Source organism: Sinorhizobium fredii USDA 205 (assembly GCF_001461695.1).
Taxonomy (GTDB): Bacteria; Pseudomonadota; Alphaproteobacteria; order Rhizobiales; family Rhizobiaceae; genus Sinorhizobium; species Sinorhizobium fredii.
On the sequence record NZ_AUTC01000035.1, the window covers coordinates 48305 to 62633 of the forward strand.

At 59.6% G+C, this 14329-nt stretch carries 17 protein-coding genes and 1 tRNA gene; 15 read left to right on the forward strand and 3 right to left on the reverse strand.

The annotated features are described in order from the left end of the window. Positions 1–85: 85 nt before the first annotated feature. From N181_RS04855 to N181_RS04895, 9 genes are all read left to right on the forward strand, one after another. On the forward strand, positions 86–742 hold the full coding sequence (locus N181_RS04855) for a recombinase family protein (protein ID WP_014329632.1): 657 nt from the start codon (positions 86–88) through the stop codon (positions 740–742). Positions 743–931: 189 nt separating this feature from the next. Then, positions 932–1210, forward strand: coding sequence for a hypothetical protein (locus tag N181_RS04860; RefSeq protein ID WP_197560541.1), 279 nt, complete (start codon positions 932–934; stop codon positions 1208–1210). Further along, a complete protein-coding gene (locus N181_RS04865) occupies positions 1207–2607 on the forward strand; it encodes a hypothetical protein (protein WP_060563270.1) in 1401 nt (466 codons plus the stop codon). The genes N181_RS04860 and N181_RS04865 overlap by 4 nt, the downstream gene beginning before the upstream one ends. 11 nt (positions 2608–2618) lie before the next feature. Further along, positions 2619–3431, forward strand: coding sequence for a hypothetical protein (locus tag N181_RS04870; RefSeq protein ID WP_060563271.1), 813 nt, complete (start codon positions 2619–2621; stop codon positions 3429–3431). 12 nt (positions 3432–3443) lie between these two features. After that, positions 3444–3728 (forward strand): hypothetical protein, encoded by a 285-nt coding sequence (locus N181_RS04875; protein WP_060563272.1) that lies wholly within the window; start codon positions 3444–3446, stop codon positions 3726–3728. Position 3729: 1 nt separating this feature from the next. Then, positions 3730–4026, forward strand: a complete 297-nt coding sequence (locus N181_RS04880) for a hypothetical protein (protein WP_060563273.1) — start codon at positions 3730–3732, stop codon at positions 4024–4026. 6 nt (positions 4027–4032) lie between these two features. Further along, the gene (locus tag N181_RS04885; RefSeq protein ID WP_060563274.1) at positions 4033–6903 is read left to right on the forward strand and encodes a phage tail length tape measure family protein; all 2871 of its coding nucleotides are present in this window, start codon (positions 4033–4035) and stop codon (positions 6901–6903) included. A 9-nt stretch (positions 6904–6912) separates the two neighbouring features. Next, positions 6913–7554 (forward strand): DUF3102 domain-containing protein, encoded by a 642-nt coding sequence (locus N181_RS04890; RefSeq protein ID WP_060563275.1) that lies wholly within the window; start codon positions 6913–6915, stop codon positions 7552–7554. A 139-nt stretch (positions 7555–7693) separates the two neighbouring features. After that, on the forward strand, positions 7694–8704 hold the full coding sequence (locus tag N181_RS04895; RefSeq protein WP_060563276.1) for an acyltransferase family protein: 1011 nt from the start codon (positions 7694–7696) through the stop codon (positions 8702–8704). 251 nt (positions 8705–8955) lie between these two features. Here N181_RS04895 and N181_RS04900 read toward each other — a convergent pair whose 3' ends face one another. Both N181_RS04900 and N181_RS04905 read right to left on the reverse strand, forming a co-directional pair. Beyond that, entirely contained in the window at positions 8956–9468 is a 513-nt protein-coding gene (locus N181_RS04900; protein WP_060563277.1) for a hypothetical protein, read from the reverse strand. Continuing rightward, entirely contained in the window at positions 9465–9695 is a 231-nt protein-coding gene (locus N181_RS04905) for a helix-turn-helix domain-containing protein (protein ID WP_060563278.1), read from the reverse strand. Before N181_RS04905 ends, N181_RS04900 begins: the two co-directional genes overlap by 4 nt. A 219-nt stretch (positions 9696–9914) precedes the next feature. On the opposite strand from N181_RS04905, the gene N181_RS04910 reads away from it, so the two are divergent. From N181_RS04910 to N181_RS04920, 3 genes are read left to right on the forward strand one after another with little or no spacing between them, the layout of a single operon-like run. Further along, positions 9915–10163 carry a hypothetical protein gene (locus tag N181_RS04910; protein ID WP_060563279.1) on the forward strand — a complete coding sequence of 83 codons (249 nt, stop codon included), beginning with the start codon at positions 9915–9917 and terminating at the stop codon, positions 10161–10163. Next, positions 10160–10540 (forward strand): hypothetical protein, encoded by a 381-nt coding sequence (locus N181_RS04915; protein ID WP_060563280.1) that lies wholly within the window; start codon positions 10160–10162, stop codon positions 10538–10540. Before N181_RS04910 ends, N181_RS04915 begins: the two co-directional genes overlap by 4 nt. Then, positions 10537–10815, forward strand: coding sequence for a hypothetical protein (locus N181_RS04920; RefSeq protein ID WP_060563281.1), 279 nt, complete (start codon positions 10537–10539; stop codon positions 10813–10815). The genes N181_RS04915 and N181_RS04920 overlap by 4 nt, the downstream gene beginning before the upstream one ends. A gap of 92 nt (positions 10816–10907) precedes the next feature. Here N181_RS04920 and N181_RS04925 read toward each other — a convergent pair. After that, a tRNA-Lys gene (locus N181_RS04925) sits at positions 10908–10983 on the reverse strand. A gap of 270 nt (positions 10984–11253) precedes the next feature. On the opposite strand from N181_RS04925, the gene N181_RS04930 reads away from it, so the two are divergent. The 3 genes from N181_RS04930 (at position 11254) to N181_RS04940 (ending at position 14327) form a co-directional block, all read left to right on the forward strand. Further along, positions 11254–12024: a Stf0 family sulfotransferase gene (locus tag N181_RS04930; RefSeq protein WP_037397200.1), complete on the forward strand. Its 771-nt coding sequence runs from the start codon at positions 11254–11256 to the stop codon at positions 12022–12024. A gap of 171 nt (positions 12025–12195) precedes the next feature. Then, positions 12196–13206 carry a glycosyltransferase family 2 protein gene (locus N181_RS04935; RefSeq protein WP_050984085.1) on the forward strand — a complete coding sequence of 337 codons (1011 nt, stop codon included), beginning with the start codon at positions 12196–12198 and terminating at the stop codon, positions 13204–13206. 128 nt (positions 13207–13334) lie between these two features. Continuing rightward, the gene (locus tag N181_RS04940; RefSeq protein ID WP_080577606.1) at positions 13335–14327 is read left to right on the forward strand and encodes a TIM44-like domain-containing protein; all 993 of its coding nucleotides are present in this window, start codon (positions 13335–13337) and stop codon (positions 14325–14327) included. The last annotated feature ends 2 nt before the right edge of the window (positions 14328–14329 follow it).

Sequence of the window (14329 nt, forward strand, 5' to 3'; positions counted from 1 at the left end):
GTAATATCAAGGACTTAACAGCCTCAACGTCCATTGACATTTGATACGGCCATGAGAATATCCAGCAAGGCGGTGGGGAAAAGCCATGCTGCGATATGTGATCTACACGCGCGTCTCGACAGAGGACCAGGGCAAGTCCGGACTGGGGCTTGAAGCTCAGGAGCGGGATATCGGGATCTTCCTCGATCGGTTTAGCGCCGTCCCCTATGAGATCATCGGACGGTTTCAGGACGTCGACAGCGGGGCCAACAACGGCCGGCCTGAACTGAATAAGGCCCTTGCCCTGGTTCGCAAGACAGGCGCCGAGTTACTGATTGCAAAGCTGGATCGGTTAAGCCGCAAGGTCTCTTTCATCGCCACCCTCATGGACGATCCGAAGGTCAAGCTGCGCGTCGCCCAGATGCCCCAGGCCGATAAGTTCCAACTGCACATCTATGCAGCCCTGGCAGAGCAGGAGCGTACCTTCATCTCAGAGCGCACCAAGGCAGCCCTCAGAGTGGCGAAGGAGCGCGGTGTGAAGCTCGGGGGCATGAGGGATGCCACCATGAAGCGGAACGTCGCCATCCAGGCCAAGGCAGACGCAGAGGCAGCCAAGGTCATGAAGCTGATAGCCCCGATGCGGGAAGCCGGCGCCTCCCTATCGCAGATCGCCCGGACCCTCGACGAGATGGGGATAGCCACATCCCGCGGGGGCAAGTGGACGGCGATGCAGGTTAGCCGAGTGGCTCGCAGGACCGTCTAGGATATCCCGGAGGCGTTTGAATATACCCAAGATATGGGGTAGATATAGGTGACATCGCACAACATGCGGTGGTGGCCGTCGAGATGACGCCCATGGCCCTTAGAAGGATCTACTATGCGCCAATTAGGCCCCCATTCGAGGCCGAACGTGCTGGCGAAGCTGGACGGACGCAGGCGGGAAGCACGCCTTATGCAAAGTGTCCGGGATGAGCTCACCCAGCATGTCGGCGGCAAGCCAACAGCACCCCAGCGGGCATTGATCGAACGCGCGGCATGGCTGAGCCTGCATTGCGCCCTGATGGATGCCAAGCTCCTGGAGGGTGAAGGCCCTCTCTCCGAACGCGATAGCCGAGAGTATCTGGCCTGGTCGAACAGCCTGACCCGCTGCCTGCGTTCGCTCGGCATGGGTGAAGCGCCGGCCAAGCCCCGCGAGTCCCTCGCTGACCTTCTGGCGGGGCAGGCTGCATGAACATCCTCGAGGCCTGCCAGCATCCGAAGATCTTTGCTCCGTGGTTCCGGAAGCCGGAGACCTATCGGGCGTGGCATGCCTTCCTTGCAGCCATGTTTGGGCTGCCGATGACAGATGAGCAGCTAGACCTCTACCAACACCATACCGGCCGCAAAGAGGCCCCCACGGAGGCTCAGAGAGAGGCCTGGATGGTGATCGGGCGCCGCGGGGGCAAGTCCTTCCACATGGCGTTGATTGCGGTCTACCTGGCCTGCTTTTTCGACTATCGCCAATACCTGGCACCGGGCGAGCGTGCGACCGTCCTTGTGATCGCCACAGATCGCCGGCAGGCGCGTGTTATCCTTCGCTATGTCCGGGCCATGCTCGACAACATCGACGTGCTGAAGGCGATGGTTCAGCGCGACACGGCCGATTCCTACGACCTCGACAACAGCACGACCATTGAAGTCGGCACCGCTTCCTTCCGATCGACGCGCGGCTACACCTACGCGGCCGTTCTATGCGACGAGCTCGCCTTCTGGAGGACGGATGACGCGGCAGAGCCGGATTATGCGATCCTAGATGCCATCCGGCCAGGAATGGCCTCCATCCCCACTTCAATGTTGCTGTGCGCCTCGTCGCCTCATGCACGCCGCGGAGCGCTCTGGGATGCCTTCAAGCGGTATTGGGGCAAGGATGACGCTCCGCTGGTCTGGAAAGCCACGACCAGGGAAATGAACCCTACGATTTCGCAAGATGTCGTCGACCGGGCGCTCGAGCGTGACCAGGCATCGGCCGGCGCTGAATTCATGGCGGAGTTCCGCGCCGATATCGAGCAGTTCGTGAATATCGAAGTGGTGGAAGCTTGCGTTTCGCCCGGCGTCTATGAGCGGCCCTATGTTTCGAGCAATCGCTATCGCGCCTTCGTCGATCCGAGCGGCGGCTCGAATGACTCCATGACTTTGGCGATCGGCCACAATGAAGGCGAGCGCGTCGTTCTCGACTGCATGAGGGAGAAAAAGCCACCCTTCAGCCCCGAGGCCGTTGTCGCAGAGTTTGTCGAGACCTTGGCCCGGTATCGCATCACCGAGGTCGAAGGCGACCGTTACGCCGGCGAATGGCCCAGGGAGCAGTTCCGGAAGAAGGGCGTCAACTACAAGCTCTGCGAAAAGCCGCGCTCGGATCTCTATCGCGATCTGTTGCCTAGATTGAACAGCAGGTCGGCCGACCTGCTCGATTCCGATCGGCTCGTCAATCAGATCGTCGGACTGGAGCGCCGAGTGAACCGCGGCGGCAAGGAATCCATCGATCACGCACCAGGCGGTCATGACGACTTGGCTAACGCGGTCGCCGGTGTGCTGAACGCCCCGCTTGTCGACCGCCGCGGCTACGAACAAGACATCATCGGCTTTTACTGAAGGAGAGCCCTATGAATTTTGAGCAAAACATCCAGGCCCGGTTCAAGACAGAGTGGCTCAACAATGGCCGCTTGCTGCCCTATCACCTCACCCTCAGTGGGGCTTTTGAGATCGCCGGGAAGATCACGAAGAAGCGGAACGAACTGAAGGCCAAAGGCACTCTCAGCGACAAGGGTCTCGACGAGGCCATGCGCGAGTTCGTGACCAAGGAATGCATTCCGGATCTCGCCCGCTCTCGCTGCAAGCTGGAGGCTTCGGCGGAGGCTGTGACGGCCAAGCGGCAAGCCCTGACGATTCCCAAGCCCGACAAGGGCGACGTCGCGGGCGCGCTGCTTCGCCAGGAGCTTCGCGCTCATCTGCGCAGCATGGCCCCTGGCGATCGTGCCGCCCTCCTGATGCGCAATCCAGATCCGGCAACGATCGCAGCCGTATTCGAGGCGCCCAATCACTTGAGCGGCATCGATGACCAGCTCCGAACCAAGCTTGAAGCGGACATCGTCGCCGCATCGCATCCGGAAAAACTAAAGGAGATTGAGGTCGAGCGCGAATGCATCAATCTCGCCGACATAGCGATCAATCACGCTGTCGACAACATCCGCAAGGCTACCGGTTATGAGCACAGCAACGGCAAGGCCTTTGACGAGTTCATGAGCAAGGCATCGGCGCCCATCGAAGCGGAATTCGCGAAGAAGGGCATGCCGGCGGCGCGGAACGTCGAGGACATGGTCGAGCTCTACAAGGCCATGAACAAGCAAGATCAGAACGATTTCATCGCCCGCTGGGTAAGCGGCGAACTGGACCCCGTCCAGCAGCAAGCGGCTTAAGGAGAAACGCCCATGTCGAGCACAGACCTTTCTCAGATGCGAGCAGAAGCCGGCCAGCGATATGCAGCCGCGGTCGCTGAATTGCGCGCTGCCTATGTCGATCTCGCCGGCATTGAAGCCGCAATCAACAACGGCGGCGTTCCCGTGCATCCCGTGGCCACGTTCCGCGGCGATGCGGACCGCATTCCGTGGGAGTTTCGCCACCCCAGTTTCTACCCCGAGAGCGGCGACAGTCTGCGAGATGCTTGGGCCGCGCGCCGGGATCATCTGATCGCAGATCAGGCGAAGGTCGGCTGACATGGACGCCACAGCAGCTATGGCCACATTCAAGGACAGCGTCGAAGCCTTCGGCGATGCAGCTCACGACGAGCTCGCTCGCTCGGGCGCCGGCTACAAGGCTGCTCGGGCGAACATGGCCAGGCTGTACCGGCAGCGCAAATCCGAAATAGAGAAGATGGCAGACGCCTTCAGTCGCCGGCCATGGTCGACTCCGGACCATCTGGCGATGCGCCAAGTAGCTGACCACGCCCTATCCACCCTCGATGCGATCTACCGCGACATGCGGGGAGCGCTCGACACCCTGCACAAGGATTGATGACAAATGGATAGAGGCGTCTCGATTTTCATCGATCCCTCGGGCGCACAAACGGGCGGCCGCGTGGTCAAACGCGAGTTGAAGGAGATCGGCGACGCTGCGATCAATGCGCAGAAGATGACCGATCAACTGACGCGCGCCAATGAGCAGATGGCGAAGTCAGCACACGGGTCCGCTCTGGCTATCGGCCAGCAACAGGACGCGCTGAGGGCCAAATTCAATCCGACCTTCGCGGTGCTGCAGCGCTACAAGCAGACCCAGGAGGAGATCAGGCAGGCGCACCGTTTGGGCGCCATTTCGGTCAATGAGATGACCGCAGCTCTGAGCCGAGAGCGTCAGGCGTCCTTGGCTGCCGTAGCTGCCATCAAGGGACATTCCGCGGCCTTCGCGGCAAACACAGTGGCGGTCAATGCTACCAACGCAGCCATGCGGAATGCGGTGCTGTACCGCACGCAATTGCTCTACCAGCTCAACGATATCGGTGTGTCGCTGGTCTCCGGAATGAATCCGGGCATGGTCCTTGCCCAGCAGGGCGCCCAGATCGCGCAAATGCAGGGTGGGATCAAAGCAGCCCTCAGGGAAACGATGGTCATGGCCGGTTCCGCTGGCGCCGCATTGGGCGCGCTTGGACCGATCGCTATAGCGGCCGGCGCTGCTGGGGCGGCGGGCCTCTCACACATCAGGTCGGAAGCGAGCAAGGCACTCGGCGAAACTGTAACCTGGGGCGAAACGCTCACGGCCGTATTCCAGGTCGCGTGGGAGGGGCTGAAATCCACCTTCGGGCCGGCCTTCAGTGCAGTCCTGGACCCGGTTTTCTACGCCTTCAGCCAACTCGGCTCGGCTGCCGTCGACATCGCGGAAATCATCATTAACGCCTTCCGGGCGGTCGGCAGCGATATCAAGTTCATGTGGGATCAACTGCCGAACATCGTTGGCGCGGCGTTCGTCGGCGCTGTCAACATCGCGATAGACCATTTGAACAAGCTAGCGAATGCTTCCAAGCAGGCCGTCAACGAAATCATCAATGCTTTCAATACGATACCAGGCGTTGAACTGCCGAATGTCGATGCCTCTGGCCAGCTGATTGCACTGCGTGAGAACCCCTATGCGGCCGCACTGGCACGGGAGAACGAGGCGCAGAAGGCCAAAAGCCTTGCGATCAACAACAGCCATCCCATCCGCGAGTTCTTCCAGGGCTCGATCGACCGCATAGGCACCAACCGCGCTCAGTCGCGCCTCTCCGAATTCGCCGACATGGATTTCTCCCAGTCCATCCAGGGCGCAAACGGCCTCAGCCAAGCAGTTGGCGGCGTTGGTGCGGCATGGCAGCAGGCGAAAAGCGCCGTCGTCGACGTCAACCAGCAGATGGCCGACGCGCGCCGGAACACGCTTGCCGGCTTCGAACAGTCGAGCAAGCAGCTCCGCACGATGAAGACCGAACTGAAGGAAATCCAGGCAACGCTTGCGGCCGCGGCTCAGACGCCGGTTGCGGACGTGTTCGGCACTGGCATGTCCGGACAAGCTGCCGGCGCGATCGATGCCGCCGCATCCTCCATCGGCAAGGTGTTCGCGGCGCTCAATGACGGTCGGCTGACGGCGCAGGGCGCACATGAGGCGCTGGAACTGATCCGGGCATCCCTTCTCCAGCTTGGCGGCGATTCCAAGTCCGTCAATGCATGGGTGGACTCGGTCATCAACGCGTACTTCCACGTCGACAATCTGGAATCTCGCGTCAAGTCGCTGTCCGCCGAGATCATGGGCATCCCGAACCGAATGGTTGGGATCGGATACTACGAGTACAGCGTAGGCGGTGGCCAGAAGGTGGGCGTGTATACCAGCGGCGGCGGGTACGGCTCCCAGCAGGTCATGTACCCGGGTGGCAATGCCGATTTCTCCTACTCGCAGTATCAGGTCGGCGGTGGAAAGACGGTCGGCGTGTCGGCCGGTAACGGCTCCTACGGCGGCAAGACGGCCAGCTATTACGACAGCCCCTATGACCTCGGCATCCTGCAGGATATGGGCTACCAGATCAGCGGGGCTCGTGCGGCGGGTGGCCCTGTCTCGGCCGGCGGCACCTATCTGGTCGGCGAGAACGGCCCGGAACTCTTGAAGATGTCCGGCGCAGGCAGTGTCGCCAACACCAACGCGACCGCATCGATTCTCTCCGGTGGCCGTGACGCTCTGTCACTGATCGAAGACCATCTCTTCAACGTCGTGCAGGAGCTCCGCATCCATACGAACTATTGGGAGACGGCGGAGAGCAACGATCAGGAGATGATTGCCTGCCTGAAGGCGCTGAAGTCCGCCTCGTCCTCGGCCTCCTATTCGGGCGGCTCGTCCTATTCCGGCGGCGGGTCGTCTTCGCGGGGCAGCTACTCGGGTGGTTCGTCCGGCGGCGGCTCCAGCCATCTCGATCCGTATTCGGCCTATTACTTCAACGCGGCCCGCAACTTCGCCGGCACGGGCGGCGGCCGGTATGATCCTGTTGCGGACGCCATGCTGAACGGCAACACGGCGGCGCTGAATGGGGTGAGCGGCGGCCCGACCCAGGGCATCGCCAGACTGTTGAGCGGCCACAACATGCCGTCCCTGCTCGATCGGCTGAAGCGGCAAGTCGGCTTCGCAACCGGCGGGCAAATCATGCCGGGGGAAGATCAACGCGTCGAGTTCTTCAAGCGTCGCAACGAGCGCGTGATTGTCGTCGACGACAGCAAGGTTTCCGACAGCCGGGGCAGTGGCGGAACGGCCAAGGAAAAGACCACGGTCCATGCGCCGATGACTTTCAACTTCCACGGTGACACCGGTGACGCTCGTTCTCGCCAATCGATGGCAGACGACATTCGCCGCACCGTTCTCCAGGTCTTGCAGAGCCGATAAGGAGCCACAATGTCCGAAGCGCTAGTCCGCTCCATTTGCTCAGAGTTCGATATCGAGATCATCCCGGCGAATGAGATGCCGAAGCCGGGACAGACTCGAGCAGCCGCGACGATGCGCCGAATTCTCAATAAGCGTGGGGAAGGCCATCTCCGGCTGGTTCTGAGCACGCTGGCTGAAACGAAGGGAAATGGCTGGCTGATCGAGGAATGGAGCCTTTGGGCTGTATCCGACCTGATTTTGGTCTGTTCTGAGTGGATCGATGAAAACGCGTCGACGTGGCTTGAACTATGGGATCGTCTCGAGCTCGGCGCGATCATGCTTGCCGCGGACCATTTGAGGGGCACGACTCCGCTACGGTATACCCTGACGGCTCTTATTTATTCCCGACTGTCGGCTCTAGTCGGCTATGGCCTGTCGAACACTGATTCCGGACACGGGCTGCGGCGGCGTGCCGGCGTCACGAACAGTCGCGGTCGTCGCCTCGAGCTCGGCCGTCGCCTGATCGAGGCCCGGGCTCGGCTTCAGCATGGTCAGTGGAAACGGTATCTCCAGGAGGCAGGGCTTTCCTATTTCCGCGCCAACAATGCCATGCGCCTCGCCAAAGAGGCAGACCAGCGGGAGCGATCGGCGGGGAAAAATACTTATGGCTAACAAATTCGGGTGAATTGACGGGGGTAACGGAATTCAATTCAACTGTGGATTGGGAAAACAAGCCACGGTGATCGAGAAATGATAGCGTTCGCCTCAGAATATTTGGCGGCACGGTCGTTAAAGCGACCTGCATCGACTGATGCAGTATAATCCCGCGCTCGACGGTTTGCGCGCCATCGCCGTTCTGGCCGTGGTGGCATTTCATTGCCGCTTACCGTTCACGGGGGGCGGCTCCATTGGCGTTGATCTCTTCTTCGTCTTGAGCGGCTATCTGATTACTTCGATTTTGCGCTCCGAGGTGATGGAAACCGGAACCGTTTCGCTGAGCCGCTTCTACTGGCGTCGAGCGCTCCGCCTCTGGCCGCCATTGTTGCTGATGCTCGCCGCCTATGCCGCCGTCGCTCCCACACTGTTCCCGGCTCGCGACGCAATTGTCGATACGGCAATCGCTGCCACGTACCTAACCGATTACGCCATGGCCTTCTGGCACGAGCCGTTGATGCTCGGACACACCTGGTCGCTTTCGGTAGAAGAACATTTCTATCTGATCTGGCCACTTGTCATCCTGGCGACGCGCACACTTTCGCAACGGGCGCTCGCCCGGTTCTTGATCGTCGCATTCGTGGCGGCTACGGCGTGGCGCGTTGCCGACGCGCTAATCTGGCAGGACTGGTATCGGACCTACTATCGCTTCGATACGCGAATGAGCGGTCTGATGCTCGGCGGGCTGATCGCGGTGATGCACTGGCGGCCGAAACCGGAAACGGCTGCGATCATCGGCAGGCTTGCCACCTACGTTCTCGCCGTCGGTTTTCTGATAGCCCCGTTCAGATCGCCTGCATTCATCGCCTGGGGCGGCATCATTGTCGATCTCGCGGCCGGTGGCCTGATCCTGTCGGTGGTTTCGACAGAAGGGACAAGGCTGCACCGCATTCTGACGCTGCGTCCGCTCGTCTATCTCGGCGTGATCTCGTACAGCGTCTATCTCTGGCATTACCCGCTATCGCGGCTCCTCAGATACGAGCTTCCTTCCGGTCTCACTTTTCTTGTCGTTGCCGGCTTTGCGATCGTTGTCGCGGCTCTGTCCTATGAGTTCATCGAAAAACCGCTGAAGACGGTCCGCAGGCGGCAGGCTGAAGTCGCAATCTGATTTTCGAATAAGTCCCTCAAACAAAAAAGGCCGGGTAAACCCGACCTTCCTGCAGCCATTGCCAGTACATCCGTGGTCAATGGCGAAGTGAGATCTGTGTAACCGCCGATCATGTCGATTGCGTGACACATCTCCCTACAGCGGGAAAACGCTCGGGCAACGCCTTGCCTATGTCTTGATACCGGCGACATGCGGGACGGCGGAAATCGGCCTCCTACGCAGGGATTTTGAGGAAGGTGATACCGTCGAGACTAGGACTTCAGCGTCTGCACGATGCCTACTGCACTCGCCAGGAAACTAAAACCCGCCAGAAATCCAAAGGCAGCAGCTAGAATCAAAGTGGCCGTAATGGGGTCTCTCTTCGGAGCTTTGATGAAGGAGGCATCCGAGCGGAACAGCATTTCCGGTTTCGCCCAGGCGTTATAGATGTTCTCGGCGCATTGGAAGTTCACCCAAGCAGCGAAGCCCGCCAGCAAGGTAAAGCAGATGCCTGCCAAATTCCACGCCGCTGCATCGACGAGGCCGGCAATTTGGTCTTGCCTGACCGAAGCCTTCAGGCTGCTGATCGCGTAAATTGCCCCACCATGAACGGCCAAAAGCGACGCCATCAGCCACTTGCCGTACTCGATATGACCGCGGTGTGAATGCTCTTGGTAGCGACGGAAGTGGTCATAGGTTTCCTTCGACCAGAGGAGATATCGCTCGCGGGCTTTCTCGTCTGCCCAGAGGTCGGCGAAGTGTGTATTGCCGTCTTCGTCGATCATCGGAGCCTCACGCCAAGCCCACCGCCGGCTGACGTCTCACCATCCGCGATAAAGACGAGGCCGGCGTCTTCCATGGCTTTCTGCATCTTCTCAACGCTGCTCACGCGAGCGTCTTGACCAGCCTCAAAGCGGTTGACGGTGTTGGGCCCCAAGCCCGCCCTGCGAGCGAGTTCCTGAGTGCTCCAATTGAGGGCTGCACGGCCCATGCGGCATTGATTTGGCTTCATATGGTGCTTTTATCACCAAATCTGGTTGACAGCAAATCGGTAATGATATTATCGTTAGTGGTGTAAATATCACCATTAGGAACACAAACGGGAGACCCGGTCATGTTCGAAGCTCTCGCCATCACAGTGATCGCCTTCGCGGTCGCTTGGTTCATGCAGGACATCTACCTGGCCTGATAGGCCGCACACTACGCAACCATACAATCCGGAGTATCTGAAATGCTTGATCGACCGATTCAGGCAGCCGCCGAAGGCTTGCCGAAAAACCGCATCTCATCCACCGATCTGCTTGTCGTCGACGACCTCCTCGGCGCCATCGCCTGCTTGAATGACGCCATGTTCCTGGCCGCCGGCTCGATCGAGGAGCCCCGCCATTGCAATGCCCTGCAGGCACTGTCGATGCAGATCAACAAGGACATCGCTTCGTTGCGCGACCGCATCGAAGATCTGAGGGAGTTGCTGAAATGAACGAGCTGATATTCGCGCCGATCCCGGCTGAGAACGTCCGCTCCGACAAGCTCCGCGTCCATTTGGTCGACGGCGACGGTATGGAGCCTACGCTGATGAACAAGCGCGACTATGTGTTGTTGGCGCCGATCTCGCAGTTTGTCGGCGACGGCGTCTACGCGATTGTCTCCCACTTCGGTGTTATCGACCTCTTTCGCGTCCAGTGCGTTTTCGACGGCAAAGGTAGCGTGATGCTCTTTCGGGACAACAAGCGATACGAGACTAAACACGTCTTGAGCGTTCAAGAGTTCGAGGAAGTCGTCGCCGGTTATGTGGTCGCGGACATCAAAGTGAAGGACCATCGCTTCCTCCGGATGGCAAGGGAGGGCCAGCTATGACCGATCTTCCGACCGTCCAGGCGCTGATAGACGCCCACAAGGCAGCTATGCAGCGCTACGACGACCTCCCGGACGGCGACGTGCCCGATGAGGTCGACGCTGAAATGACGAAGGCTGCTGAAGCTCTATGCACCTATCGCCCTGCCACGATCGAGGGCGTCCACCGTAAGGCGGAATACATGATGAGCTGTGACGTCTTCGTAGGTGGTGAAAGCGGGGAACCCGAATTCACCCAGGCGCAATTGATCAGCGGATTCTTGCCAGTAGGGGCTTAGCGACGTTGATCTCTGGTTACCCGAGGTGTTACCCCGACGCGAAATTGCATCAAGCTTTACATGAGGTGTTGGCAGCAAGCCTTTGAAAAATTTGGTGGGTGATCACGGGCTCGAACCGTGGACCCGCTGATTAAGAGTCAGCTGCTCTACCAACTGAGCTAATCACCCGTCCAAGACCGCGTCGCAGCGGTCTGGTGGGGCGTATAATGGCCTTCGCCTGGCTTGTCCAGCACCCTCTGCAAAATTCTTGGGAAAAATTATCGTCCTCATTGGGCGAACCGACGGGCGAGTGCGCGCTCCGATTTTCGTGACTGGCCCCAACGCTCCAGATCGGCAGTTCAATACCTTTGGCGAACACGATGCGCCCCAAAAATCGCCGACATTTCTCTTTAGCACCCGGCCGGCTGGAGCGTTGCAAGACGGATCTGACGGAGAATTATGCGCGGGTATCTACTTTTGACCGAGGCGAGAAGCGGCTCGAATTGGCTTGGCTCCCTCATCAATAATTCGGGAAACATGGGGCGGTCGAGCGAATGGCTGTCGCCAAAAATCCATCGTCTCGACACCAGTTCCTTGTCGTGGGAGGAATTCTTCGAGGAAATCATCAGAAAGAGTTCTACCGAAAATGGTAATTTCGGGCTGAAGATATTCCCCAACCATCTTTTCATCACCCGTGAAGTCTACGGGATGGACTTCATTCAATATTGCCTTTCCGTACACGATGTGGCGCTTGTCTTCCTGCGACGCGACGACACCCTACGACAAGCCATTTCCTATGCCAGGGCAAGACAAACCCGCAGTTTCGCTGCCCATATTGGGGGAAATTCTGATCCACAATACGATTTCGAAGAGATCGCGAAATGCTTTTTCTATATTCGCGACAGCTATAGTTTCTGGAGGAGCTATCTGGAACTTACGGGCGCGAAGTCTACCGAGTTTGTTTACGAGAACCTGGTCCCGGACCCTTCGCCTTTCGTCTCTTGCGTTGCGGAACACCTGGGGGTGCCCGCGCCGGGCGCGCTCCAAACGACGATGGCGGTTCAGCGCGACGGGGTGACCGATGAATGGGTTGCCCGCTTCGACGAGGATCGCAGATCCGCACACTTGCTGGACGCCTATGATCGCCGGGAACACATACCCGGGAAGGTCAAGAACTTCTTCAAACTGGCGACGCGGAGCCTTGAGCCGCGATATCCGTTCGCGTTCTGACGGACGGGTTCGGATCGTTTGGCTGGCGGGCAGCGTGTGGAGTTGAATTCTCGAGGCGATATCGATACACGCTGGTATCGTGGCGGCCGACTGGAGCGCATATTGGGCGATCTTCACTATCCTTTTCGTCTTTCTGACACCCGGCGAAACCACAGGAGTCTTCTAGATCGGTTGATGACCCGGTATGAGACTTACAAACTCGCCGCTCGAGTGCGTAAAAGGAAACGCGAGATCGCGATGGTCTGCCTGCGGGAAGGTGGTCAACGACCCCTCGCCAAGGATGATATTCCGCTCGTTTTCAATACGCACAACGACCTAAAGCTGATGCCGCCCTTCCTGGCGCATTACAGGAAGCTCGGCGTTTCCCGTTTCATCTGTGTCGATGACGTCTCATCCGATGGCACACGCGAATACCTGCTTTCTCAAGTGGACGTCGACGTGTGGAGTTCGCCTCTGCGTTATCGCGATGCTCGCCGCGGCCGTGAGTGGCGCGAAGCCCTATTCGACCGCTACGGGGGGGATAGGTGGTATCTCAATGTCGATTCAGATGAATTTCTGATCTATCAGGACTCCGAGCATCAGCGCCTCGACAAGCTGATCCAGGTACTCGAACGGCGGGGCGACAAGCGTCTCGCTGCTCCCATGCTCGACATGTATCCGACCGGGCCGCTCGGTTCGGCCACGCTCGACACCGACGATCATCGCATGCCGTGGGAAATCGCCGACCATTTCGACGGCGTCGGGTATGAAATCAGTTACACCAAACGAGCCATAAGCATCACGGGCGGCCCGCGGAAGCGCAAGTTCGCGCATGTGCTGGAGCTCATCAAATATCCGCTGATCTTTTGGGACAGGAATTGCAGTCTTAGTGTCAGCATTCATCAGCCGCTGCCGTGCGAGAGAAACTTCCTGGACATTTCCGGGGTGCTGCTACACTTCAAATTCTTTTCCGATTACCGTGAGAAGATAGAGCAGGCGGTAAGCGACGGACAATATTTCGACGGGGCGGCCATCTACCGCAAAATGTTGAATGACCTGCAGAAAACCGGCGAATTCGATTTTGCCGATGAGCATTCCGTTCGGTTTTCCGGGTCAAGGCAATTGCTTGAGCTCGGTTTCATCGCGCCTATTCCCTTTGCATCGGAGCCGACCGCGCCGCGGGAAGCAAGCAAGCAGGTGTGACGTCGCGATTGTTGCGCTCCGCGTCCTTTTATAATTGGTACCAAAACCCTTAAACTCTCGCCCCGCAAGCGCTATATGCGCCTTGCATGGCCGCATCGCGGTCGGGAGTTGAAATGGGAAGCACAAAGATGCAGCGTATTCTGTCGTTAATGGCGGTTGCCCTCGTGGTCATGTTGGCGGTGGTTGACGTCGCCGAAGCCCGGCGCGCCGGCGGTGGATTCGGCTCGCGTGGCAGCCGGACCTTTTCCACCGCACCGGTAACGCGCACGGCGCCCACTTCGGCCGCGCCGATCGAGCGGACCATGACGCCGCGGCAGAACGCGCCGAGCGCCGCCAGCCCGACCACGCAGAACCGGACGGCAAACCGTCCCGGCTTCTTCAACAGTTTCGGCGGCTCGATGCTGGGCGGACTGCTGATGGGCGGGCTGTTCGGCATGCTGCTCGGTCACGGGTTTGGCGGCGGCATCGGCTTCCTGGGCCTGCTGCTGCAGCTTGGCCTGATCTTCCTCGTCGTTACCTTCGCGATGCGGCTGTTTGGCCGCGGGCGGAGCCCGGCCTATGCGGGGTCTTCGGTACAGTCTTCAGCAGCCGCAACAGCGCCGTCGTCCTTCCGCATTCCAGGAATCGGCGAGGGGTCGGGTGGCCTCGGTGCGAGCGCCGCCGCGGCCTCTACGACAGCGTCCGCGTCCGCCGTGGGAGCGCAGACGGACGAGATCGGCATCGAGCAGCGCGATCTCGACCGGTTCGAAACGATGCTGAAGGAATTGCAGGCGGCCTACGCGGCGGAAGACTATGCCGCATTGCGCCGGCTGACGACCCCGGAGGCCATGTCCTACCTTGCTGAAGAGCTCGGCGAAAACGCGACCAATGGGCTTAAGAATGATGTCCGCGACGTTCATCTGGTTCAGGGCGATGTCGCCGAGGCCTGGAACGAGAGCGGCGCCGACTATGCAACTGTCGCCATGCGCTATGAGAGCATCGACGTGATGCGGGATCGGGCAACCGGCCGGGTCGTCAGCGGAGATGCCGAGCATCCGACCGAAGCAGTGGAGTTGTGGACTTTCGTGCGCAAGCTGCGCGGCGACTGGCAGGTTTCCGCGATCCAGGCGGTCGAGGCATAGGG